The following is a 23,492-nucleotide window of genomic DNA, read 5'->3' as shown; positions in this document are numbered from 1 at the left end:
TCGAATGAAAGGAATAAATAGACGACTCTTCAATCAGTTATATATCGTAGTGATATTGGCTGTGGTTGCCGGAATAGTGTCTTGTGCAAGGATGGGAAATCCAGATGGTGGATGGTATGACGAGACTCCTCCGAAGGTGTTGGGAGCTACTCCGGCTGATAGAGGTACGAATGTGACTTCAAAAAATATTCGTATTCAGTTTGATGAATTCATCAAAATAGAGAACGCCAGTGAAAATGTTATTGTCTCTCCACCGCAATTGGAGACACCGGAGATTAAAGCTTCGGGCAAATATATAGACGTGAAACTGATAGATTCGTTGAAACCTAATACTACGTATACGGTGGATTTCAGCGATGCCATCAGCGATAATAATGAGGGAAATCCGCTTGGTAACTATACATATAGTTTTTCTACAGGCAGTGATATAGACACGATGGAGGTGTCGGGTTATGTGTTACAGGCCGAAAATTTGGAGCCAGTAAAAGGTATTTTGGTAGGTCTCTATGCGAATATGGCCGATTCTGCTTTTCAAAAACTTCCTATGTTACGTGTGAGTAGAACTGATAGTCGTGGCCATTTTGTTGTCAAAGGTGTGAAACCGGGACAATATCGTATCTATGCTTTACAAGATATGGATGGGAATTATACATTCAATCAGAAGAGCGAGATGATAGCTTTCAGTCATGATATGATCACTCCATCGGTGAAAGAAGATGTTCGTCAAGATACTACATGGACCGATTCGTTGCATATTGCGGCCATCGACAGAGTGCAATATCATCATTATATGCCCGATGATGTGGTGTTGAAGGCCTTTACCGAGGTGTTGACCGACCGTTATTACATCAAGAATGAGCGACAGAACCCTGATAGATTTACGCTATTTTTTAGTTATGGTAATGCACAATTGCCTCAAATTCACGGACTTAACTTCAATGAGAAAGACGCTTTCATCATTAATACCACTGTGAAACAAGATACGATTACTTATTGGTTGAAGGATACGGCGCTGGTGAATCAAGATACATTGCGTATGGAGATGACTTATTTGATGACCGATAGTTTGGGTAAACTGGTCAGTCAAACCGAACCTTTGGAAATACTCTCCAAGCAACCTTATGCCAAGCGCATGCGTGAGAAGCAGAAAGAAATAGCCGATTGGAAGAAGAAAATAGAAAAGGCGAAGAAGAAAGGTGAACCTTTTGACAGTATTATGCCGCTCAAACCATTGGCTATGGATATTAAAGTAAGTGCTCAATTAGACCCCGATAAGAACATACGATTCATATCGCCTACCCCATTAGAGATGGTTGATACTACGAAAATACATCTCTATTCTAAGCACGACTCACTGTGGTATAAGGCTCCATTCTTATTCCGACAGTTAGCAAAACGAGCTACCGATGGTACCATGATACAGCCCGATAGCCTGCGACACGGATTGAAATATGAGCTTATAGGTGAATGGAGACCGAATATAGAGTATAGTCTTGAAGTGGATAGTGCTGCATTTGTAGATATCTACGGCAATATATCGGGTAAGTCGAAGAACGGATTCAAAGTGAAATCGAACGACGAATACAGCACGTTATTGGTGACTTTACAGGGTATGGATTCACTGAATATGGTGGTACAACTGCTTGATTCAGGCGATAAAGTGGTAAAAGAAGTGAAAGCAAATAATGGTCAAGCCGAGTTTTTTTACCTCTCTCCGGGCGAATACTATATGAGATTGTTTGTAGATAGTAATAATAATGGTGTGTGGGATACCGGTAAATACGATGAAGATAGGCAAGCTGAGGAGGTGTATTATTACCCTCAGAAGTTGGAATGCCGTGCTAAATGGGATATAACACAGACATGGAATCCTAAGTCTACCGTTCTCTATAGACAGAAACCTGCGGAAATAACGAAGCAAAAAACAGATAAGAAACGCACCGTTCAGCATAGAAATGCTGAACGAGCAAGGAAATTAGGTAAACAGTATATACCTAGAATTTAAACGAATATATATGGACAGACTCACTAGAAAAATCATAGGAGCAATGCTGTTGTTGCTTATTACAACAGCCGGTCGTGCTCAGTGTTCATTTCGAAACACAGCTTTTAAGTCGGGAGAGTTCCTCTCTTATAATCTATATTATAACTGGAAGTTTGTTTGGGTCAAGGCCGGTACAGCTTCCATGTCGACAGTTCAGAGTAGTTTTGAGAGTAAATCGGTTTATAGATGCAGTCTTACCACACGTGGAAATGATAAAGTAGACAATTTGTTTGTGCTGCGTGATACACTACTTTGTTACAATTCACTCGATTTGGAACCCATCTATTATCGTAAAGGAGCACGCGAAGGCAAACGCTATACAGTTGACGAGGTGTTTTATAATTACGATGGTGGCAAGTGTAATGTGCGCCAACATCGTCAGCACAACGACGGTACGCACTCATGGGAACGTCATTCTTACAGCGATTGTATCTATGATATGGTGAGTATTTTTATGCGTGCTCGCTCGTTTGATCCTACCAATTGGAAGAAAGGAAACGTGGTGAAGTTCCTTATTGCTGATGGAAAAGGACGCACACCGGCACAGATTCGTTTCGATGGAGTGAGCGTTGTCAAGGGGGATAACGGTGTGAAATACCGCTGTTTGCGTCTTGCTTATATGGAATGGGATGAAGGAAAATTCAGGCGTATAGTAGATTTTTACGTCACAGATGATGTTAATCATGTGCCTGTGAGACTTGATATGTTTCTTAAATTCGGTTCTGCCAAGGCCTTTTTAGTTAGTGCCAAAGGGCTAAGAAATCCTATCCAGTCAATAGTCAAGTAAATTTTACAGGAGTAAGTAGGAGTTAATTGGAGTAAAAAGGGAGTTAATGGATATTTGTCTGTTAACTTCTTATTCTTTTAAAAAGAAAAAAGCCGCTACCCTCCGAAGAGAAATAGCGACCTAATGAAAGGAGGAGTGGTGCCACCAGGAATCGAACCGGGGACACAAGGATTTTCAGTCCTTTGCTCTACCAACTGAGCTATGGCACCAAACATAGCTTTTTAAAAGCGAGTGCAAAGATACTGTTTTTACGTAAGTCTGGCAAATTTTTAAGATAGAAAATATACTTATTCAAAAAAATACTGTACCTTTGCAACACCAATCGGGATGTAGCGCAGTTGGTAGCGCACTACGTTCGGGACGTAGGGGTCGGGCGTTCGAGTCGCCTCATCCCGACTTTTAGACAGTTTGCAAGCGTTGTTAAATTAGCGAAGCAAGCTGTCTTTTTTCGTATCTATGCCCTATGTATGCACAAGTGTATGCGATACGAGCGTATGGTTTTGACCAAACGAGAATATCTTTGCAGTGATACTAACAAATCAAAAAGTAACATTGTATGGATAACAAAAATCAAAACACGATGTTGTCTCCTCATTTTTCACTTTGGGAAATGACTCGTTCGGGGACAGCAGAACGCTTAGGTATCAAGAATATACCTAATGATGAAGAAGTAGAAAACTTGAAATTGCTGTGTAAAAATGTGTTGGAACCATTGCGAGAACGTTTCGGTCGCATCATCATTACGAGTGGATTCAGGTGTGAATCATTGAATAATCGGGTGAAAGGAGTAGCCACTTCACAGCATTTACATGGGCAAGCTGCCGATATACATATATCGAATCGAGAGACAAGTATGCGCTACTTTAATTTTATTAAAGACCATCTAGTGTTCGACCAATTGCTCTTTGAGCGTAAACTGAGCAATGGTTGTCTGTGGTTACACGTAAGTTACCGGGCACGAAACAATCGAAGAAAGATTGGCGTAGTAAGTCTGAAATGACGTTTAAGACGGAGTTAGGAGAAGTTAAAAGGGAGTAAATAGGGAGTTAAAAGGGAGTAAATAGGAGATAATGGACATATGTCTGATAACTCCTATTATCCTCTTTTTTTACTCCCTTTTTAATTTTCTAATATATTTCTCTACTCCTTTCCGAATAGAATGTAGTCCGAAGTCGGCCGGATTAACCTCTTTTATTGGTATCCATAGACACTCTGCAGCATCATCAGAAGCCTTTAAGTCAGTGATATTGTCCACATGACAACGGAAAAATAGGTCGAGTGTGGGTATTGTCAAACCGCTGTAGACATATTGATTGGGCAGACTGAAGAGGTATTCCGCCCGTGTTACATGGAGTCCGGTCTCCTCTTTTACTTCGCGACATACACCTTCTTCTACGGTCTCTTGTACGTCGGCGAATCCTCCCGGAAGGTCTAATGTACCCTTGGCAGGTTCCTTTTTACGACGTACCACGAGCATTTCGCCTTGCTCATTGGTGATGATGGCTGCGTTAGCACTGCTTGGATTCATGAATAATTCAAATCCGCAATCACCGCAAACCTTACTTTTCTCGCTGTTGGCAATAAACTTTTGGCTGCCACAGACAGGACAATAATTATATTTATCGAGCAACATCATGTTTACCAATTGTCAGTTCTAAAGGGGAATAGTGGCAGTAGTGCACGATTCTTCACATTACCATAGCCCCAATTATTGAATGCGTAGCGCACGGCAACAGGCTTCTTCACCTCCGGACAAGTGATAATGATACCCTTGGTGTAGTGATAATATGCATTGGCTTTATGGAAAACGCGATCTTCACCGGCCACTTCAAATCCTTGTAAATCCTCGTATCGATTGATACTGTTATAGTCGTTCTTCAAGTGGACATAACAAGTGTCGTTGCTAATTGTAAAGTCTTTGAAGGCAGGACTCTCACACATAATCTCCTTCATACCATAAGTTTTGTTCAAAGCTTGCCATGCCAGTCGCTCCCCTACTTGTTGTTTCTGTGCCGGATGTATCTGTTGACTCTCGTAAGGATATACTAAATCGTCGGTACAAATAATGCCACTGTTAGGTATAACAAGCGAAGCGTTATATTGTTGTTCGCGTAACAAGGCTCCGTCATCACCATCTTTCTTACCGTAATTGTATGGAGCTATTTGCACAAAGTAGAAAGGCAGTTCGCCCAGTTTGAAGTCGCGACGCCATTGTTCTACCAACATCTTCAGTCGATTGGTATATTGTCCGGCCGGATCGCCTACGTTAGAGCAACCTTGATAATAAATGATTCCCTTGACGGTGTAGTTGAGTATAGGGTGGAAAGTGCCGTTACCCCAAAGTAACGGACGGTGATAGTCATAGCTAAACTTTTTCACTATCTGTATGGAGTCCATGGGTTCGTGCGTGTATTTCTTTAAATTGGCTTCGTCGAGCCAACTTTCTACGCGTGTGCCACCTTTGTTTGCCATGATGATACCTACTGGAATATCAAGAGTTTTATTCACTACTTGTGCGAAGAAATAGCCTGTGGCCGAAGCATTGGCAACTGTTTCAGAACCGATAACTTTCCACTCGCAAGGGCGGGTGTCCTCTTGTGGCTTCATAGCCATGGTACTGGGGATGGGTAGATAGTGGATACTACTATATTGACGAGCTTCTGTTACAGCCTTATTATAGCCTTCTACCGGGCAGTTACCGAACCCTTTGACGGGCATCTCCATATTGCTTTGTCCTGCACATACCCATACTTCGCCGGACAATACATCCTTGATGGTGGTAATATCGCCATCGTCGAAGGTGATTTGGAAGGGTGTATAACTAGCTTTTGGGGTTGCTACTTCTACCAGCCAACGCCCATTTCTATCTGCTTTTACTTGATAACTCTTACCGTTCCACGATGTTGTTACCTTGATAGATGACCCCGGACGATCCCAGCCCCATAGTCGCGCGTTGGTATTTTGCTGGAGAATCATGTTGTCTCCAATCATCTGTGGAAGCTTCACTTTGGCATAGTTGCCTAGTGTGGTAGCCAATACTGCTGATAATAATGCGATTCGTTTTAGCATGGTCGTTTATTTATTACGATATATCAAATGCAATATTACGAAAAAAATTGCTATCTTTATTCTTATATACCATTACAAAAGAGACGATGTAGAAACATCGTCTCTTTTGTATATAAATAGTTTTTGATTCCTTTTATAACAAAGCCTTAATCTCTGCATCCAAGTCTTTTACCTGAGCATCGCGCTTGACAAGTGTATTATCGCGACCAATGAGGAAGAAGGTAGGGATGCTTTGTACGTTGTACTGCGATAATATAGAGCTGTTCAAGCCATTTTCGTCGCGTACACTAACCCAAGGTAACGCGGCAGTTTGTGTCTTCCAAAAGTGTTCATCGGGGTCGATAGATACCTGATAAATCTCAAATCCGGCAGCATGATACTTGTTATAGAGCGAGCGCATCATCATAATACGTTTCGGACTCTCGGGAGTACTGAACACATGGAAGTCGAGTAACACTACTTTTCCGGCTAGTTGAGTCAGGCTACGCATGTTACCATGGTTGTCACGCAATGGAACGTCAATCAAACCGGCTAGCTTTACCTTGCTGGCATCAATGGTAGCGGCTTGCTGTTTGGCTTCGAGTATGCGCACGTCTTTCATTCCTTCGATGGCGATATTGTGTAGGTTCAGTCCTCGTTCGGCCTTGGGATAATAAGTATCCCAGCTAGTTGCTACAGCAGCAAATACCTTGATGTCGTCTTTATTATTGCGAGGATTGAAGATAAGCGAGTTTATATTGCCCAGTGTGAAAGCCTGAAAGAGTGCGAAATAGCTGTATGCCTTCATGGGTTCTTTGAAGATATAACGTGTCTTTACATTGTCTTTGTAAGCTGTGAGTACCTTGCCTATACTGTCTTCTACAGCTTCTACGCCTAAACTAGGGTTGTTGGCGATGGCGTTAACCTGCGCTTGAAGTCCCATTTGCATCAAAGCCAACTCTTTTATCTTCGTACAGTTGTCACTTCCGCTTACTTCGTATTTAGAAGCCATCGTGGGGTATGATGCCTTCACATTTACAGTTTCGGTAGAGTCAATAGACAGATTGATAATCTGTCCAGCTATGCGTAAGCGGTAGAACTCAGGCGCATTGGTGGCTTTTTCGTCGAAACTAAAAGAGCCATCGGCATCTAGTTTTACTGAGTCGGTGACTACCGGACCATTCAGACTCATATTTTCAAAGTAGAGAATAGAATCTTTAGCATCGGTAATTTCGCCGTTGACATGGAACTTCTTGTTGTTACAAGAGACTAAGCTCAAACTTGCCAGCACGATGACAGCTGCAATGTGGAATTTAGATATACTCATTTATTAGGCTATTTCATGATTTGCATACAAAAGTAATAGAAATGGGGCGAAACACAAAATTAATTGTTTTGTTTTTTACACCATTTTACAGACACCAACAACCATTATGACATGGTTCTCCATCAGAATCGTTCCACCGACTTATCAGAATTGTTTCATTAGTGTATAACCGGCATAGACAGCCAGTATTCCCACCGTTATGCTCACGCCGGCATAGAGAGCTGCCGTGAACGGATGGCCGTCGCGTAGAAGCGTGAGATTCTCGTTACAGAAGGTAGAGAATGTAGTGAGTCCGCCACATAGGCCTACTGTGAGGAACAACTTCATGTCGCCACTCACCCATGCCACGCGTGCCGACAGGGCATAGAAGATACCTATGAGTAGACAACCCAACAGATTGACCACCAATGTACCGTAAGGGAACGCCGAGAGAATGGTGCCCTGAATAAAGCGCGAAAGCAAAAAGCGAAGCACCGTTCCTATGGCTCCGCCCAAAGCTACTATTAATATAGTTCGTATCATCAGTGTGTAAAGGTAGTCATTTTCATGGGTTTACGTGTCGATGGAGCCACTTTTTTATGTAGAGAGGAAGTGTCTTGTGCGGGAAAACCTCTGAAAGAATAGGGAAAATCCCCCTTATGTATATGGAAAACCCTTTGTCTATGATGCATAACCTACGTAACTTTGCAACCATCAAACAGTCAACGGACAAAGATTAGAGAGTAAACATAAAGAATTAGAGAGTTATAAAATTCAGGATAAGACTGTTGATCATAGGTATTAGGTTAACCTCTTAAGGGTTAGAAGATAGATGACTCAAGTTACATGACGTATTGTGTATGTGGCAGGTTTTTATTCCACTAAAGGAATAAGACCTGCTTTTTTCTTGTTTATTGACAACCTGTATGAGAGTATTTTGTATATTTGCATACGTTTAACCAAAGAAAGGAGATGCGTTATGAAAAGACAACCGAAGATGCATCATGAGGACGATTTCGACCTTGAGAATGTGTATAACGAAGACGAGAATTTCTTTCGGGGATGCGAAAGTGTGTAGATTTTAAGGTGATAAAAAGCCCTACCCCAACCCTCCCCATAAAGGGGAGGGAGATAAAGATGAACCTTTTCCGTTTCTACAGAAGCCTCTCCCAAGCCATTATCTCCCTCATTTTCTGTCGCTACAGAGGCCTCACCCCAGCCCTCTCCAAAGGGAGAGGGAGAAAGAAATGGGCCTTTGCCGTCCCACAACTTAAAAACTTATTAACTCAAAAACTTGACCCCTATTCCCCTTTTTATTCCCCTTTCCCTTTTGGGGAGGGTTGGGGTGGGGCTGTTGCAACGCCTTTTCAGCATTGCTGCTCCGCCTCTTCAACAAAACAGCTAAGGCTTTGCAGTATCGCTGCAAAGCCTTAGCACTCAATTAATGATAATCTTATTGGATGACGAGACGGCCACCTTTGACCAACTCATCGTGCGATATGCGGTACTTGGTAAGCGGTTTTCCGCCCAGTGCCATACGACGAATGCGTTCACCTTTGGTCTGTTTTTCTATCACGAGATCGCCCTGTGGATAATACTTTTGGTCGAGATGTAACGTCACTTTGTCGAAAGTAGGCATCGTAATGCTGTAATACGGACTGCCGGGACAGTCGGGATAGAAGCCCATCATAGAGAAGAGAGCCCATGTAGACATTGTTCCGGTATCGTCGTTTCCGGGAATTCCGTCGGGCTTATCGGTGAAATGCTGTGCCAAAAGACGTGTTACCTCTTTCTGAGTGCGCCATTCCTCACCGGGGAATTGGCAGAAAAGATAAGGATAAGCAATATCCGGTTCGTTGGCAGGGTCGTATAGTTTTTGGTCGAACACCATTTGCAGACGGTCTACAAACTTCTTATTGCCCCCCATCAGTTTAGCCAATCCTTTGACATCGTGGGGTACATAGAAGGTATAATTCCACGCACTTCCCTCGTGGAAACCGGGCGCATTCGAGAAATCGGCGCCATCTTTGGGATTGAAAGGAGTCAGGAATGTGCCGTCGGCCTTGATAGGTCGCAGTGTTCCAAACTCTTTTGAGTAATAATGACGATAACCTAAACTCTGCTTACGGAAGCGTTTTGCATCGTCTTTTTTGCCGAGTGCATCGGCCAAATTAGCCAAAGCATTGTCGGCCACATAGTACTCCAAAGCGTGGGAAACGCTGTTGTCGCCCGACTCATCGGCTGCATATTCGCCCAGAGGCACGTAACCGCGCTGCAAGTAAGGGTCTATGTCGGGGCGCATCTTGTTGTCTTTGCTCGCCGTGGTAGCTGACTTAACGAAAGCAGCATAGGCTGTGTTGATGTCGAAATCGCGCAATCCTTTGAGGTAAGTATCGGTGATGGCAGGGATGGAAGGGTCGCCCTCCATGGTCCAAGTCTCGCGCCCGAACAGCTCCCACTTAGGCATCCATCCCCATTCACGGTACATATCTACCATTGAGCGTACCATATCGAGCTGTCGGTCGGGATAGAGCAAAGTTTCAAATTGATGTACGTTGCGGTATGTATCCCACAATGAGAACACCGTATAGCGATTAGTGGTGGTCTTACCGTTGCCACTATTCTCCATCAATGGATATTCACCGTTGACGTCTTGAAGGATATTGGGGTGTATCTGACTGTGGTAAAGAGCTGTATAGAAGACCCGACGTTGTGCCTCGGTACCGCCCTCTACCGTGATACGGTCAAGGCATTGAGACCAAGCTTCGACCGCTTTGGCACGAATATCGTCGAACGAAAGCGACGGCTGTTCGGCTTCCAGATTCTGTCGGGCATTGGCTATGGAAACGAAAGAGACACCCATCGACACCTCTATCTGTTCGCCCTCAGCGCAGTCGAAGTCGAAATAATAGCCCACTTGGTCGCCTGCTAGTTCGCGACCATAAGATGTATAGAGCTTGTAGCGGCCATTGTCTTTATCCCATTGTCCCTCTACGCCTGTCATCTTCGGCTGCTTTTTCCAGTATCCGGAGCTTTTGGGAGCCTTGTTCACACGCATCACGAAGTACATGGGGAACACTGCTTGCGCGGTATAACAGAAATTGCCAAGTAGTCGATAGCCCTCTATCTCAGTGTCGGAAACGCGGCGTACCATGCCACCCACTTCGTTGGTGAGACCGTCGCCGACGTTCAATAAAATGTGACCTTCACCCTTTGGGAAAGTATAGCGTTCGCGCGAAGAGCGCAGGGTAGATGTTGCTTCGCAGCCGATACCATATTTCTTGAGTTTCACGGCGTAATAACCGGGCGATGCTTTTTCGTCGGTATATTCAGAACCGTAGTTATGATAGTCGACATCGAGCTTACCTGCAGTGGGCATAGTGAGCAATGTACCGAGTTCGGGACATCCCACACCACTTAAAGTGACATGTGCAAAACCGGTAAAAAACTTGTTGTTGTATTCGTAAGGAGCCGACCACCAGCGAGCATCCTTGTCATATTGATTGAGGTCGGAGCCCATCACATTGAACGGAACGACCGACATCAGTCCATGAGGAAGTACTGCCCCCGGATTACAGACACTGAAATTGGTTGTCCCGATAAACGGGTCTACATAGTCCACATTTCGCTCTGCCATCATCGGCATAGCTGTCAACAGCAGCAGAGGTAATAAGGTTTTAAATTTCATGCAGTTCGATTGATAGTTAAAATTTAAGCGTAAAATTACGTAAAAAATGGTAATCGCCCAAATTTAGAACTTTTGCATCACCCGATTTTCTTTATTTTTAGTATATTTGCAGTCATTATAAACTATAAAACCTAGTCATGATATTAAGGAAAAAAATATTGTTATCATTAGCCATTATTGTGCCTATGGGGCTTATGGCGACTGTTCAGAATAACGAAAAACAAGCAATTGATTACGTCAATCCGATGATAGGGGCAGGTGGTCACGGGCATGTATTCGTGGGAGCCAACGTGCCTTTCGGCTTCGTACAGCTAGGTCCGACGGAATATACCCGTGGTTGGGACTGGTGTTCGGGCTATCATTACAGCGATTCTGTGCTCGTAGGGTTCGGTCATACCCACTTGAGTGGAACCGGAATCGGTGATTTGGGCGACATTGCTTTTCTGCCTGTGGCCGACAAAAACCAGAAAGATGTGAAGTTCTCACATGCTGCCGAGACCGTTCGTCCGGGCTATTACACCGTGAAATTGCAGCATCCCAACGTGTTGGTGGAGCTTACCGCTACCAAACGTGCAGGTTTTCACCGTTATTATTACGGTGCCAACGTGAAACAAGGACTTATCGCTTTGAACCTGAAACAGGGTATTGGATGGGACAAAATGACCAGTTGCAAGTTCACACAAGACGGTGCTACCACCATCAGCGGTTATCGTATGTCGAGCGGATGGGCCAAGAATCAGCAGATGTATTTTGCTGTCGAGTTTTCACAGCCAGTGAAATTGGTGCAGAATCAAGACTCTGTGGGTGTTTTTGCATTTGAAAACAATGGTACACCACTGCTTCTAAAGGTCGGCTTATCGGCCGTAAGTGTAGAGAATGCACGAGAAAATTTGAAAGCAGAAATCGCAGGATGGAACTTCAATCAAGTGGTGGCTGATGCACAAAAGGCATGGCAAGACGAATTAAGTCGTATCACCGTGCAAAGCGACAACGAAGCTCAAAAGACTATTTTCTATACAGCTATGTACCACACCATGACCGCTCCATCGGTATTCAGCGACGTGAATGGACAGTATCGTGGTGCAGACGGACAAGTACACAGTGGTAATTCTGTCAACTATACCACTTTCTCGCTGTGGGATACTTATCGTTCATGGGGGCCGCTAATGACCTTGATTCAGCCTAAACTGATGGGCGATGTGGCACAAACTTTCATGAATATCTACCGCGAACAAGGCAAACTGCCCGTTTGGCACCTTGTAGGTAATGAGACAGACTGTATGGTTGGTAATCCCGGAAGCATCATGTTGGCCGACTTAGTGCTCAAAGGTTTTGTGAAAGACCGCACTGCTGCTTTCGAAGCCTTGAAGAACACATCGCTTAAAGACGACCGCGGACAGAGCTTCTTAAAGCAATACAACTACATACCTTACGACAAAGACGAGACCATGGAGACCGTGGCTAAGACCATGGAATACGCCATTGCCGACGCCGGTGTGGCCAAAGTAGCGAAGCTCTTGGGCAAGACAGCCGACTACAAGCTATTTACCAAGCGCAGTCAGTCGTATCGTAACCTCTTCGACCCAACTGTAGAATTCATGCGCGGACGTGATTCCAAGGGTATATTCCGTCAAGAATTCAACCCATTCAAGACCATTCACCGCCAAGACGACTATACAGAAGGCAACGCATGGCAATATACTTGGCTCGTACCACAGGATGTTCACGGCCTCGTAAACTTGTTCCCATCGGAGAAAGCATTCGTGAATAAGTTTGATTCTTTGTTCGTTGTGACAGGTGATCTTGGTGAAGAGGCTTCTCCGGATATATCAGGTTTGATTGGACAATACGCTCATGGCAATGAGCCAAGTCACCATGTACTCTATATGTACAACTATGTGGGACAGCCATGGAAGGGTGCCAAGCTCATGAGACAGACCATGGACGAGATGTACACCACCGATATTGATGGTTTGAGCGGTAACGAAGACGTGGGTGCTATGTCGGCTTGGTACGTGATTTCAAGCATGGGCTTGTATCAAGTAGACCCATCCGGTGGTAAATATGTATTCGGTTCACCCATTTGGAATGAAGCTACGTTGAACGTAGGCAGCGGAAAGACTTTCCGTATCACGACGGTTAACAACAGCAAGGAGAATATCTATATCCAGTCGGTGAAACTGAATGGAAAGAAATATACGAAGTCGTACATCAACTATACCGACATCGTGAAGGGTGGAACATTGGAATTCACCATGGGCAACAAGCCTTCTACATTCGGTACAGCAAAGAAAGACAGACCTTAAAGAAGATATGAATAATCGTAATAAACAGTTATTAACAGCAGCAAGCATGGGTTTGCTGCTTGCTATGCCCACCACGAAGACGTGGGCACAAGACGTAAAAGTAGAGCAAAGATACTTGACCGTAGTTCCTGATAATACCACGAACTACGTATCGAAACGGCACCCTGAGAGCGAAAGACTGTTCCGATCGGAGGCTGTGGATAAAAAGATTAAGGAAGTACAAAAGCTTCTGGCAGATAATCCGAAGCTTGCTTGGATGTTTGGTAACTGCTTTCCAAACACCTTAGAGACCACCGTACACTACAGCAATGCGTCGGGTGATGACGATACATTCGTCTATACGGGCGACATACATGCCATGTGGTTGCGCGATTCGGGGGCTCAAGTATGGCCTTATGTGCAGTTGGCCAAGAAAGATAAGAAGCTTGCCAAGATGATTCGCGGTGTCATCTTGCGCCAGTTTAAGTGTATTAATATCGATCCGTATGCCAATGCTTTCAATCCCGGACCAACGGGTGACGGCTGGCAGAACGATGAGACCGATATGAAGAAAGAGGTGTATGAGCGCAAATACGAGATTGACTCGCTCTGCTATCCCATTCGTCTGGCTTATTACTATTGGTTCGTGACGGGCGACAGCAGCATCTTTGGTTCGGAATGGCAAGCCGCCATCGCCAACGTACTGAAGACTTTTAAGGAGCAACAACGCAAGAACGATTGCGGTACATACCATTTCTTACGTGTCACCGACCGCACTTACGATACCGTGGGATGGGGAGGTTACGGTGCACCGGTGAAGCCTGTAGGACTGATAGCGTCTGTTTTCCGTCCTTCGGACGATGCAACGACCTATCCGTTCCTTATTCCTTCTAACTTCATGGCGGTAAGTTCATTACGCAAATCAGCAGAGATTCTTACCAAAGTGAATAAGGATGAGACCACGGCAAAGGCATGTACAGAACTCGCCAACGAAGTAGAGGCAGCTTTAAAGAAGTACGCTGTATACAATCATCCGAAGTATGGAAAGATCTATGCGTTTGAAGTTGACGGATTTGGAAACCACTTGTTGGCCGACGATGCGAATGTTCCAAGTCTCTTAGGTATGGGTTATTTGGGCGATGTAAGCCTTGACGACCCCATTTATCAGAATACTCGACGTTTCGTTTGGAGCGAAGATAACCCATGGTTCTTCCGCGGTAAGGCAGGTGAAGGTATCGGTGGACCACACGTTGGATTGAATATGGTGTGGCCGATGAGCATTATGATGAAGGCATTCACATCGAAAGACGATGCCGAAATCAGCCAATGTATGCGCATGTTACTGACCACTGACGCCGGAACAGGATTTATCCACGAGTCTTTCAACAAAGACGATGCGAAGGATTATTCGCGTGCTTGGTTTGCATGGCAGAACACTTTGTTCGGTGAACTGGTGCTGAAACTTATTGATGATGGTAAGACCGATGTGCTCGTGAACTGTCTAAACGCTAAATAAAGGAACATGATGACTAACGAAAATCAAAAGAAGATCAGTCCGATAGCATGGGTTCCGACCCTCTATTTCGCCATGGGAATGCCTTTTGTGGTACTCAATATGGTGTGTACATTGATGTATAAAGGACTCGGCGTGAGTGATACGCAGATTGCATTTTGGACAAGTAGCATCATGCTTCCATGGACATTGAAACCTCTATGGAGTCCTTTCTTAGAGATGTATCGCACCAAGAAGTTTTTCGTAGTATTGACACAGTTGCTTTCCGGACTCCTTTTTGCCCTTATAGCATTTGCTTTACACCTGCCCGACTTCTTCGCTATCACCATTGCTATGCTCTTTGTGGTGGCGCTAAGTGGTTCTACCCACGACATAGCAGCGGACGGAACGTATATGTCGGTGCTCAATAACGAGGAGCAAGCACAATGGATTGGTTGGCAAGGAGCATTCTACAATATCGCCAAATTAGCTGCAACGGGTGGCTTGGTGTATCTTGCTGGCTTCTTCATCGACCATTACGGAGTGGCTCAGGCATGGACGATTATCATGCTCATCATTGCTGTTATCATGGTAGTATTGGGCGTTTATCACATCTTTATACTCCCTTCGGGGGGGAAACAAGCTGAAACCAGTAAGACATTAAAGGAGTCGTTGACCGAATTATGGGGTGTTTTCGTGGAGTTCTTCCAAAAGAAACACATTATTTATTACGTTTTCTTTATTATTCTCTATCGCTTTGCAGAGGGCTTCGTGATGAAGATTGTGCCGTTATTCCTGAAAGCTTCACGTGCCGATCAAGGCCTAGGAATGACAGAACAACAAATCGGTCTGTGCTACGGAACGTTTGGAGCGGCAGCCTTTGTCATCGGCTCCATCCTCGGAGGATATTACATTGCCCACCGCGGATTGAAGAAATCGCTCTTCTCGCTAGCCTTGGTGTTCAACCTACCATTTGTGGCTTACACTTTCTTAGCGTTTGAACAGCCAGAGAATATGTTCTTCATCGGTAGTGCCATCACGCTCGAATACTTCGGTTATGGATTCGGATTTGTAGGTTTGACGCTCTTTATGATGCAACAGATAGCTCCCGGTAAGCACCAAATGTCGCATTATGCATTCGCCAGCGGCATCATGAATCTGGGCGTAATGTTGCCCGGTATGCTCAGCGGATTGGTGAGTGATGCCATCGGATACAAGATGTTTTTCGTCTTTGTATTGGTATGTACCATCCCGGCTTTGCTGATTACGAAGTTTGTTCCATTCACTTACGAAGACCAAAAATAAGATTATTCAATTACATAAGAAATAAAAACTCAATAACCTTATGACAAAACTTATCATCCAAGGGCAGCCATTGCCCAACATGCCTTGGGAAGAACGTCCCGCCAACTGTAAGACAACCGTATGGCGTAGTGAGCGCAATCCTATCATTCCACGCGACCTTTTGCCTACCAGCAACAGTATATTTAATAGTGCAGTAGTACCCTTTGGTAAGGGCTTTGCGGGTGTTTTCCGCTGCGACGACACTAATCGACGCATGGTATTACACGTTGGTTTCAGCGACGACGGTGTAAAGTGGAACATCAATGAAGAACCTCTTCGCTTTGAATGTGACAATGCCGAGATAGGCGAATGGGTGTATGGATACGATCCACGCGTTTGTTTTATCGAGGATCGTTACTATGTAACATGGTGCAATGGCTATCATGGACCTACCATCGGAGTGGCTTGGACCAAGGATTTCAAGACTTTCCACCAGCTGGAAAATGCTTTCTTGCCCTATAACCGTAACGGTGTACTATTCCCAAAGAAAATCAATGGCAACTTCGCCATGTTGAGTCGCCCATCCGATACTGGGCATACGGCTTTTGGAGACATTTTCTACAGCGAATCGCCTGATATGGAATTCTGGGGGCACCATCGCCATGTTATGGCACCGGCTCCCTTTGAACAGAGTGCTTGGCAGTGTATGAAGATAGGTGCCGGACCTATTCCTATTGAAACAAGTGAGGGTTGGTTGCTCTTCTACCATGGTGTATTGCATTCTTGTAACGGCTATGTATATGCCTTTGGTTCGGCTCTTCTCGACCTTGAACAGCCTTGGAAACCCATCTATCGCAGCGGTCCTTACCTCATCACACCGCAAACTCCTTACGAATGTATGGGCGATGTACCTAACGTTTGTTTCCCTTGTGCCGAGTTACACGACCCCGAAACCGGTCGCGTAGCCATCTATTACGGATGCGCTGACACCGTAACCGGCCTCGCATTTGGCTACATCCCTGAGATTATTGAGTTCACTAAGAAGAACAGTATTATTTAATCAACCTATAAACATGAAAAAAACATTATTATCAGTAGCTATCATGATGGCCTCATTATCATTGCAGGCAGCTGATGCTAACTACAACGTAGTGCCGCTACCTCAAAACATTGAGATGGTCAAAGGCAAGGCTTTTGTGCTCGATGCCAACACTGTTATCGTTGCAGATGCCGATGCTGACATGCAGCGCAATGCTCAATTCTTGGCTGATTTCATCAAAGAGACCACCGGAATCCAAGTTTCCGTGGCTCAAGGTAAAACCAAAGCAAAGAGTGGAAACATCATATTACGCTTAAATAAGAAGCTCACCAATAATGAAGGATACCAATTAACGGTAGACGGAAAGAACGTCACTATCGAGGCATTAACCCCGGCTGGTGTGTTCTACGGCATCCAGACACTACGCAAATCATTGCCCGTAGGTACTGAGGCCAGCGTCAACTTGCCCGCAACAAAGATTTCCGATGCACCTCGTTTCGGCTATCGTGGTGGTATGTTGGATTGTGCTCGTCACTTCTTCCCAGTTTCTTTTGTGAAGCAATACATTGATATGTTGGCTCTCCACAATCTCAATACCTTCCACTGGCACCTTACCGAGGATCAGGGATGGCGTATGGAAGTGAAGAAATATCCTAAGTTGACACAGTTGGGTGCTATCCGTGAGCAGACATTGGCGGGACATTATGGTAGTGGATTGTACGATGGTACTCCCTATGGTGAGGGCATGTACTACACAGAAGCGCAGATGCGAGAGATTGTAGACTATGCTGCTAAGCGCTATATAACTGTAATTCCTGAGATAGATATGCCCGGTCACATGCTTGGAGCATTGCGTGCTTATCCCGAATTAGGTTGTACCGGTGGTCCTTACAAAGTAGCTGAAGAGTGGGGAGTATTCCCTGATATCCTCTGTGCAGGTAAAGAAGAGACATTTAAATTCGTAGAAAACGTTCTTGACGAACTCTGCGATATCTTCCCATCTAAGACCATACATCTTGGTGGAGACGAAGCTCCGCGTGTTCGTTGGGAGAAATGTCCACTCTGTCAGAAGCGTATTAAGGATCTCAACATCACCGGTAAGAATGGTTTCTCGGCCGAAGCTCAATTGCAAGTGTACTTCCTGAACCGTGTTGCTAAATACCTTAAGGGTAAGGGACGCAACGTTATTGGATGGGATGAAATACTTGAAGGCGATGACATAGACCCTGCTACTACCGTCATGAGTTGGCGTGGTGTTGAGGGCGGAAAGACCGCTTCTGATCGTGGTCTGAATGTTATCATGTCGCCTACCACTTACTATTATCTCGACTATTATCAGACAAAGGACAAGAGCAACCTCTTGTTGATTGGTGGAAACCTCCCTGTAGAGAAGACATATAGTTATAATCCAGTGCCCGACGACGCTTCTGCTAATCTGAAGAAGCATGTAGTGGGTGTACAAGCTAACCTATGGACTGAGTATATTCCATGTGCATCTGTGGCAGAATATCAGCTTCTTCCTCGTCTCGCGGCAATGGCTGAGACTGGCTGGACAGCCAATGATAAGAAAGATTTCAATTCGTTTAAGCAGCGCGAAGGCAATCTAACCAAACTCTACGATACCAAGGGTTGGGCTTATTGCAAGGAAGCTTGGCAACAAGAAAAGAAGTAAATCTTCTTTCACCCAGCAATCTTTTGCTCGATTGTTGGGATTTTTTTGCCTTTATTTACTGTATTTCAAGTTATTATCTACATTTTTTTCCGACATTTATATATAATATAACTATAACTCATGAAAGGTTTACGCATCTATTTCACTATTATTCTAGCTTTTTTATGCTTACAAGGTACAACTGCTCAAAACAACGATTTCCATTTCCATGGAACATTAACAACGTGGGGAGACACCCTCGTTGTAATGCAACCCATGCATCCGGAATACGCTGATACCATTATTCGACATAACGGAACATTCGACTTCCTACTTCCCATCAAAACTTCCACGCTAGTAGACATTGTATCGTTATCCGCACTGAGAAATATCAACCATGAACAGATAGAACGCTTTTTGGCCGTTCCGGGGGAAACGTTAGATTACAAAGAAGGCCATCTTGCGGGCAGCTCCTTCTATCAAGTATATGAACAGACGCTCAACCACGTTATAAGAGACAAAGATAAGCCGGTTACACGAGAGTCTATCATCGACTACGCATTGGCTCATGCTGACTCAGAAAATGCGGTCATAGCCTTGTCAGAATGGCGAACAAATTATTTGTTGACGAGCGACGAGATGGAAGAGACGTATAAGAAGCTGTCGCCCGATATACAGCAAGGACGACTGAAAGAGTTTTTTTACGATTTGGTGCAATGGAAAAGAGACTTCGAAAACAAAGTACAAGAGGCTCAACAGACCGAATCCGGTATTGTAAACCAGTCTGCTCCCGACTTCGCTTTGCCCGATACGAACGGTCGTATACATCGTCTTAGCGACTATCGTGGCAAGTATATACTCTTGGATTTTTGGGGAACTTGGTGCGGAGCATGCGTCAAGGATCTACCTAGGCTGAAACAATATGCCACACAATACCAAGACCGAATGATGGTTATCGGTGTGGCTTGCAACGACAAGACAGATAGCTGGAAACAGTGTATTGATAAACATGAGTTGTCATGGCTTAATCTCATACAGCCCAAAGACGGCAAGACTACACAACAATATGGCGTATTGCAGTTTCCCACAAAGATACTGATAACACCAGAGGGAAAAGTAATAAATGCTCCGCGAGGCCACGGTATCTATGAATTCATAGACAAATTGTTTGGTCAAAAAGGCAATCTATAAATCAATAATGTGCAAATATACAAAATCATATAAGGCAAATACAATAGTTTTTCTATAAAATATTACACTCATCCGAAGAATTGCGTGATGGAATAATGACTGTCCGGAGGACAGCCCTATCAATCGGCGTAGTGTTGGAGCGAAGCGAAAACCTACGGAAATAAGGGTAAAGATATTCAAGTCTGAAAGAGTCCCCCTTTGATAATCATGCTGATGGGCAGTCTTATCAGACTGAATACTTGCCATCACACAACATCGTAGGTTTAAAAGGCCACGGCTATGAAATGGGTAGTCCTACGGACTGTTAATGCCCATACTATTATATGATTTCACGGATGAATCCCATTTTGCCCCGTATATCAATAAAAAAACTCCCTACAATCTTATGAATGATTGCAGGGAGTTTCTATATTTCTACAGTATTATGAACGCCACAAACCGTGAAGGTTGCAATATTCGCGAGCATAAACATCGGTAGCGTCAGTCTTGAATTCAGCTACAGGAGCCTCACCCGGCTTCAAGTATTTACGCATTACCATATCGCCAGCGATGAGTTCAATCCACTGGATAGAGTGTTCTTCCAACATTGGATGAGCTACAGAACCAACAGTTACTCTGTATCCGCCCTCAATCTTCTCTACAACAGGTACGTGTTTCTCTTTGGCTGCGTCTACACTATTCTCTTTTAGGAGCTCCATAGGTTCGCCACAACAAGCCAACTCACCATCTGTAGGATTCAATACTTCTACGAGGCTTCCACATTTAGTAGAACGATAAATTTCATTTAACTTCATAATCTAGTTCGTTTTTATTTTAATGTATAATGTTTATTTTAAAAAATATATCTCATTCGATATTGCAAAGATAATAAAAAAAACAATACATGCAAATATTTTAGCAAAAATAAAAATCCTCCTCGCAGTTTTCAGCAAACCATGAGGAGGATTTATTACACCTTATTATATATATGCTTTTCGCAAGTTGGTGTGTAATTTGGAGTTATGAGAAGTTATTGGAAGTTAGCAGGAGTTGTCGGACAAATGTCTGTTAACTCCTTTTATCTTCCGTTATCTCCCGATAACTTCAGCATCGAACATGAATGTTCGACGTGAGTTCTGTACACGATAGTTAGTCGTTGTTCTCGTTATGCTCGTGACGTGGCTGACGATCACCATCTCTACGAGGACGGCGTTCGCCGTTGTTTTCGCGACGAGGGCGGCGCTCGCGCTCTACATAACCTTCAGGTTTAGGCAACAATGCACGGCGAGAGAGCTTGTATTTACCAGTCTTGGGGTCAATATCAACCAACTTCACCTGAATCTTATCGCCTTCCTTGATGCCTGCCTCTTCGACAGTCTCAAGACGCTTCCAGTCGATTTCGCTGATGTGGAGCAATCCGTCCTTGCCCGGGAGAATTTCTACGAAGCAACCATAAGGCATGATCGAACGAACAGTACCGTCGTAAACCTCACCTACTTCGGGGATAGCCACGATAGCCTTAATCTTAGCCAACGCTGCATCAATAGCGTCTTTGTTAGGAGCCGATACCTGTACGTGACCCTTACCGTCGCTCTCGTCAATGGTAATCGTAGCGCCCGTATCTTCCTGCATCTGCTGGATAATCTTTCCACCGGGGCCGATGATAGCACCAATAAATTCCTTAGGAATATCGAAAGCCTCGATACGAGGAACCTGTGGCTTCATTTCTGCGCGTGGCTCAGAGATGGTTTCCATCATCTTACCAAGAATATGTTCGCGTCCAGCCTTTGCCTGCATCAGGGCTTGTTCCAAGATTTCAAAACTCAAACCGTCGCACTTGATATCCATCTGAGTAGCTGTCAAACCATCCTTTGTACCGGTGGTCTTGAAGTCCATATCGCCCAAGTGGTCCTCATCGCCGAGAATATCACTCAAGATAGCAAACTTGTCTTCGCCCGGATTCTTAATCAATCCCATAGCGATACCCGAAACAGGCTTCTTCATAGGTACACCGGCATCCATCAATGCCAATGTTCCGGCACATACGGTAGCCATAGAAGAAGAACCGTTAGACTCCAAAATCTGGCTTACCAAGCGAACTGTGTAGGGGAACTCAGCTGGAATCTGATCCTTCAGACCGCGCCATGCCAAGTGACCGTGCCCGATTTCACGGCGACCTACGCCACGTTGAGCCTTAGCCTCGCCTGTAGAGAACGGTGGGAAATTGTAGTGAAGGAGGAAACGCATGTAACTCTTCTCTAATACGTCGTCCACCATCTTCTCGTCAAGCTTTGTACCAAGTGTACAAGTAGACAGAGACATGGTCTCACCACGCTGGAAGAGCGCACTTCCATGAGGCATTGGAAGAGGCGAAACCTCACACCAAATAGGACGAATATCGGTGGTCTTACGACCATCCAAGCGTATTCCTTCGTCCAAAATGCAACGACGCATGGCATCGCGCAATACATCTTCGTAGTAGCGAGCAGCTTCGGCATGCTTTTCTTCCAGCTCATCGGCTGTCAGATCGGTATGAGCTGCATCGTACTTCTCGATGAAGTCGGCCAGTATTTTGTCGAAAGCATCGTGGCGTACGTGCTTTTCCAAAGCCTGCTTGTTAATATCATATACGGGCTGATACAGCTCGTCGTTCATCTGCTTACGCAAATCTTCGTCGTTCACTTCGTGGCAATATTCGCGCTTGGTGTCTTTGCCCAACTCCTTAGAGAGTTCGTCTTGCAACTCGCACATAGGCTTGATAGCCTCGGCAGCAACCTTCAATGCACCAATCAAATCTTGCTCTGAGACTTCTTTCATCTCACCTTCCACCATCATGATGTTGTCCTTAGTAGCACCCACCATCAAGTCCATATCGGCATCTGCCATCTGTTGGAAAGTAGGATTAATCACGTACTCACCATTAATGCGTGCTACGCGAACCTCAGAGATAAAATAATCGAAGGGAATATCTGAACAAGCCATGGCTGCAGAAGCTGCAAAACCAGCCAGAGCATCTGGTTGGTCTACGCCATCGGCTGAAAGAAGCATCACTTGTACATAAACTTCAGCATGGTAATTAGAGGGGAAAAGGGGACGTAGTGCACGGTCTATCAAACGTGAAGTAAGAATCTCGTTGTCACTAGCTTTGCCTTCGCGCTTGGTAAATCCACCGGGGAATCGACCGGCAGCACTGTACTGCTCGCGATAATCTACTTGCAAAGGCATGAAATCTGTACCCGGAACGGCATCCTTAGCTGCACAAACGGTTGCGAGGAGTACGGTGTTGCCCATGCGGAGTACCGCAGCACCATCGGCTTGTTTTGCAACTTTTCCGGTCTCAATTGTGATGGTTCTTCCATCAGGCAATTGAACTGTTTTTGTAATTACGTTCATCTAAAAAATTAAAACTTTATTGTTTTGACTTACATCTAAAAAATATTTCGTGACAAAGATACTGATTTAATAGGGAAGTAAAGACTAAATGGTCAATTATTTTGTAATTTATCACATTACTGCAAGGGCATAACAGCAATCTTGCCTAACCTCCCCAGTTTTTGTGCATGGCCGAGTCAGCAATGTTGAAGAGGCGCTGCAACAGCCCCACCCCAGCCCTCCCCAAAAGGGGAGGGGAATAAAAAGGGGAATAGGAATTAAGTTTTCGAGTTGATAAGTTCTTAAATTATGAAGCAGAAAAGATT

The 23,492-nt window shown here is 44.6% G+C and carries 16 protein-coding genes and 2 tRNA genes; 10 read left to right on the top strand and 8 right to left on the bottom strand.

Features of this window, described 5'->3' with window-relative positions; translation table 11 throughout:
• The first annotated feature begins 4 nt into the window (after positions 1-4).
• The gene (locus HMPREF3034_RS05170) at positions 5-2,005 is read left to right on the top strand and encodes an Ig-like domain-containing protein (RefSeq protein WP_082721701.1); all 2,001 of its coding nucleotides are present in this window, start codon (positions 5-7) and stop codon (positions 2,003-2,005) included.
• A gap of 10 nt (positions 2,006-2,015) precedes the next feature.
• Complete coding sequence (locus tag HMPREF3034_RS05165; protein ID WP_036896211.1) at positions 2,016-2,831, top strand: DUF3108 domain-containing protein; 816 nt, start codon at positions 2,016-2,018, stop codon at positions 2,829-2,831.
• A 136-nt stretch (positions 2,832-2,967) separates the two neighbouring features.
• Here HMPREF3034_RS05165 and HMPREF3034_RS05160 read toward each other — a convergent pair.
• Positions 2,968-3,040: transfer RNA gene (locus HMPREF3034_RS05160), tRNA-Phe, on the bottom strand.
• Positions 3,041-3,154: 114 nt separating this feature from the next.
• Here HMPREF3034_RS05160 and HMPREF3034_RS05155 point away from each other — a divergent pair.
• Together HMPREF3034_RS05155 and HMPREF3034_RS05150 are read left to right on the top strand one after the other, a co-directional pair.
• A tRNA-Pro gene (locus HMPREF3034_RS05155) sits at positions 3,155-3,227 on the top strand.
• A gap of 160 nt (positions 3,228-3,387) precedes the next feature.
• Positions 3,388-3,831, top strand: coding sequence for a D-Ala-D-Ala carboxypeptidase family metallohydrolase (locus HMPREF3034_RS05150; protein WP_036896212.1), 444 nt, complete (start codon positions 3,388-3,390; stop codon positions 3,829-3,831).
• A gap of 108 nt (positions 3,832-3,939) precedes the next feature.
• Here the strand turns inward: HMPREF3034_RS05150 and HMPREF3034_RS05145 are convergent, their stop codons facing one another.
• The 5 genes from HMPREF3034_RS05145 to HMPREF3034_RS05125 form a co-directional block, all read right to left on the bottom strand.
• The gene (locus HMPREF3034_RS05145) at positions 3,940-4,467 is read right to left on the bottom strand and encodes an NUDIX hydrolase (RefSeq protein ID WP_036896213.1); all 528 of its coding nucleotides are present in this window, start codon (positions 4,465-4,467) and stop codon (positions 3,940-3,942) included.
• Between the two features lie 2 nt (positions 4,468-4,469).
• Positions 4,470-5,900: a sialate O-acetylesterase gene (locus tag HMPREF3034_RS05140; RefSeq protein WP_062433754.1), complete on the bottom strand. Its 1,431-nt coding sequence runs from the start codon at positions 5,898-5,900 to the stop codon at positions 4,470-4,472.
• 133 nt (positions 5,901-6,033) lie between these two features.
• Entirely contained in the window at positions 6,034-7,206 is a 1,173-nt protein-coding gene (locus HMPREF3034_RS05135) for a TlpA disulfide reductase family protein (RefSeq protein ID WP_036896215.1), read from the bottom strand.
• Positions 7,207-7,350: 144 nt separating this feature from the next.
• Positions 7,351-7,728, bottom strand: coding sequence for a fluoride efflux transporter CrcB (gene crcB, locus HMPREF3034_RS05130; RefSeq protein ID WP_036896216.1), 378 nt, complete (start codon positions 7,726-7,728; stop codon positions 7,351-7,353).
• Between the two features lie 910 nt (positions 7,729-8,638).
• The gene (locus HMPREF3034_RS05125; RefSeq protein ID WP_062433752.1) at positions 8,639-10,873 is read right to left on the bottom strand and encodes a GH92 family glycosyl hydrolase; all 2,235 of its coding nucleotides are present in this window, start codon (positions 10,871-10,873) and stop codon (positions 8,639-8,641) included.
• 137 nt (positions 10,874-11,010) lie between these two features.
• Here HMPREF3034_RS05125 and HMPREF3034_RS05120 point away from each other — a divergent pair, with 137 nt between their 5' ends.
• From HMPREF3034_RS05120 to HMPREF3034_RS05095, 6 genes are all read left to right on the top strand, one after another.
• Positions 11,011-13,179, top strand: a complete 2,169-nt coding sequence (locus HMPREF3034_RS05120; protein ID WP_036896218.1) for a GH92 family glycosyl hydrolase — start codon at positions 11,011-11,013, stop codon at positions 13,177-13,179.
• A 64-nt stretch (positions 13,180-13,243) separates the two neighbouring features.
• On the top strand, positions 13,244-14,674 hold the full coding sequence (locus HMPREF3034_RS12550) for a glycoside hydrolase family 125 protein (protein WP_197421735.1): 1,431 nt from the start codon (positions 13,244-13,246) through the stop codon (positions 14,672-14,674).
• A gap of 6 nt (positions 14,675-14,680) precedes the next feature.
• Positions 14,681-15,955, top strand: coding sequence for an MFS transporter (locus HMPREF3034_RS12545; protein WP_062433747.1), 1,275 nt, complete (start codon positions 14,681-14,683; stop codon positions 15,953-15,955).
• 40 nt (positions 15,956-15,995) lie between these two features.
• On the top strand, positions 15,996-16,994 hold the full coding sequence (locus tag HMPREF3034_RS05105; protein WP_036896220.1) for a glycoside hydrolase family 130 protein: 999 nt from the start codon (positions 15,996-15,998) through the stop codon (positions 16,992-16,994).
• 13 nt (positions 16,995-17,007) lie between these two features.
• Complete coding sequence (locus tag HMPREF3034_RS05100; RefSeq protein WP_036896221.1) at positions 17,008-18,645, top strand: beta-N-acetylhexosaminidase; 1,638 nt, start codon at positions 17,008-17,010, stop codon at positions 18,643-18,645.
• Positions 18,646-18,765: 120 nt separating this feature from the next.
• Positions 18,766-19,815, top strand: coding sequence for a TlpA family protein disulfide reductase (locus HMPREF3034_RS05095; RefSeq protein ID WP_062433744.1), 1,050 nt, complete (start codon positions 18,766-18,768; stop codon positions 19,813-19,815).
• A 422-nt stretch (positions 19,816-20,237) separates the two neighbouring features.
• Here HMPREF3034_RS05095 and HMPREF3034_RS05090 read toward each other — a convergent pair whose 3' ends face one another.
• Both HMPREF3034_RS05090 and pnp read right to left on the bottom strand, forming a co-directional pair.
• Entirely contained in the window at positions 20,238-20,612 is a 375-nt protein-coding gene (locus HMPREF3034_RS05090; protein WP_036896223.1) for a desulfoferrodoxin, read from the bottom strand.
• 331 nt (positions 20,613-20,943) lie between these two features.
• Complete coding sequence (gene pnp, locus HMPREF3034_RS05085) at positions 20,944-23,187, bottom strand: polyribonucleotide nucleotidyltransferase (protein WP_062433741.1); 2,244 nt, start codon at positions 23,185-23,187, stop codon at positions 20,944-20,946.
• Positions 23,188-23,492: the final 305 nt, after the last annotated feature.

The sequence above is a fragment of the Prevotella sp. DNF00663 genome, assembly GCF_001553265.1.
Lineage (GTDB): Bacteria > Bacteroidota > Bacteroidia > Bacteroidales > Bacteroidaceae > Prevotella.
Note: the sequence above shows the minus strand (reverse complement) of the source record. Positions and strands in the feature narration are given on the sequence as shown.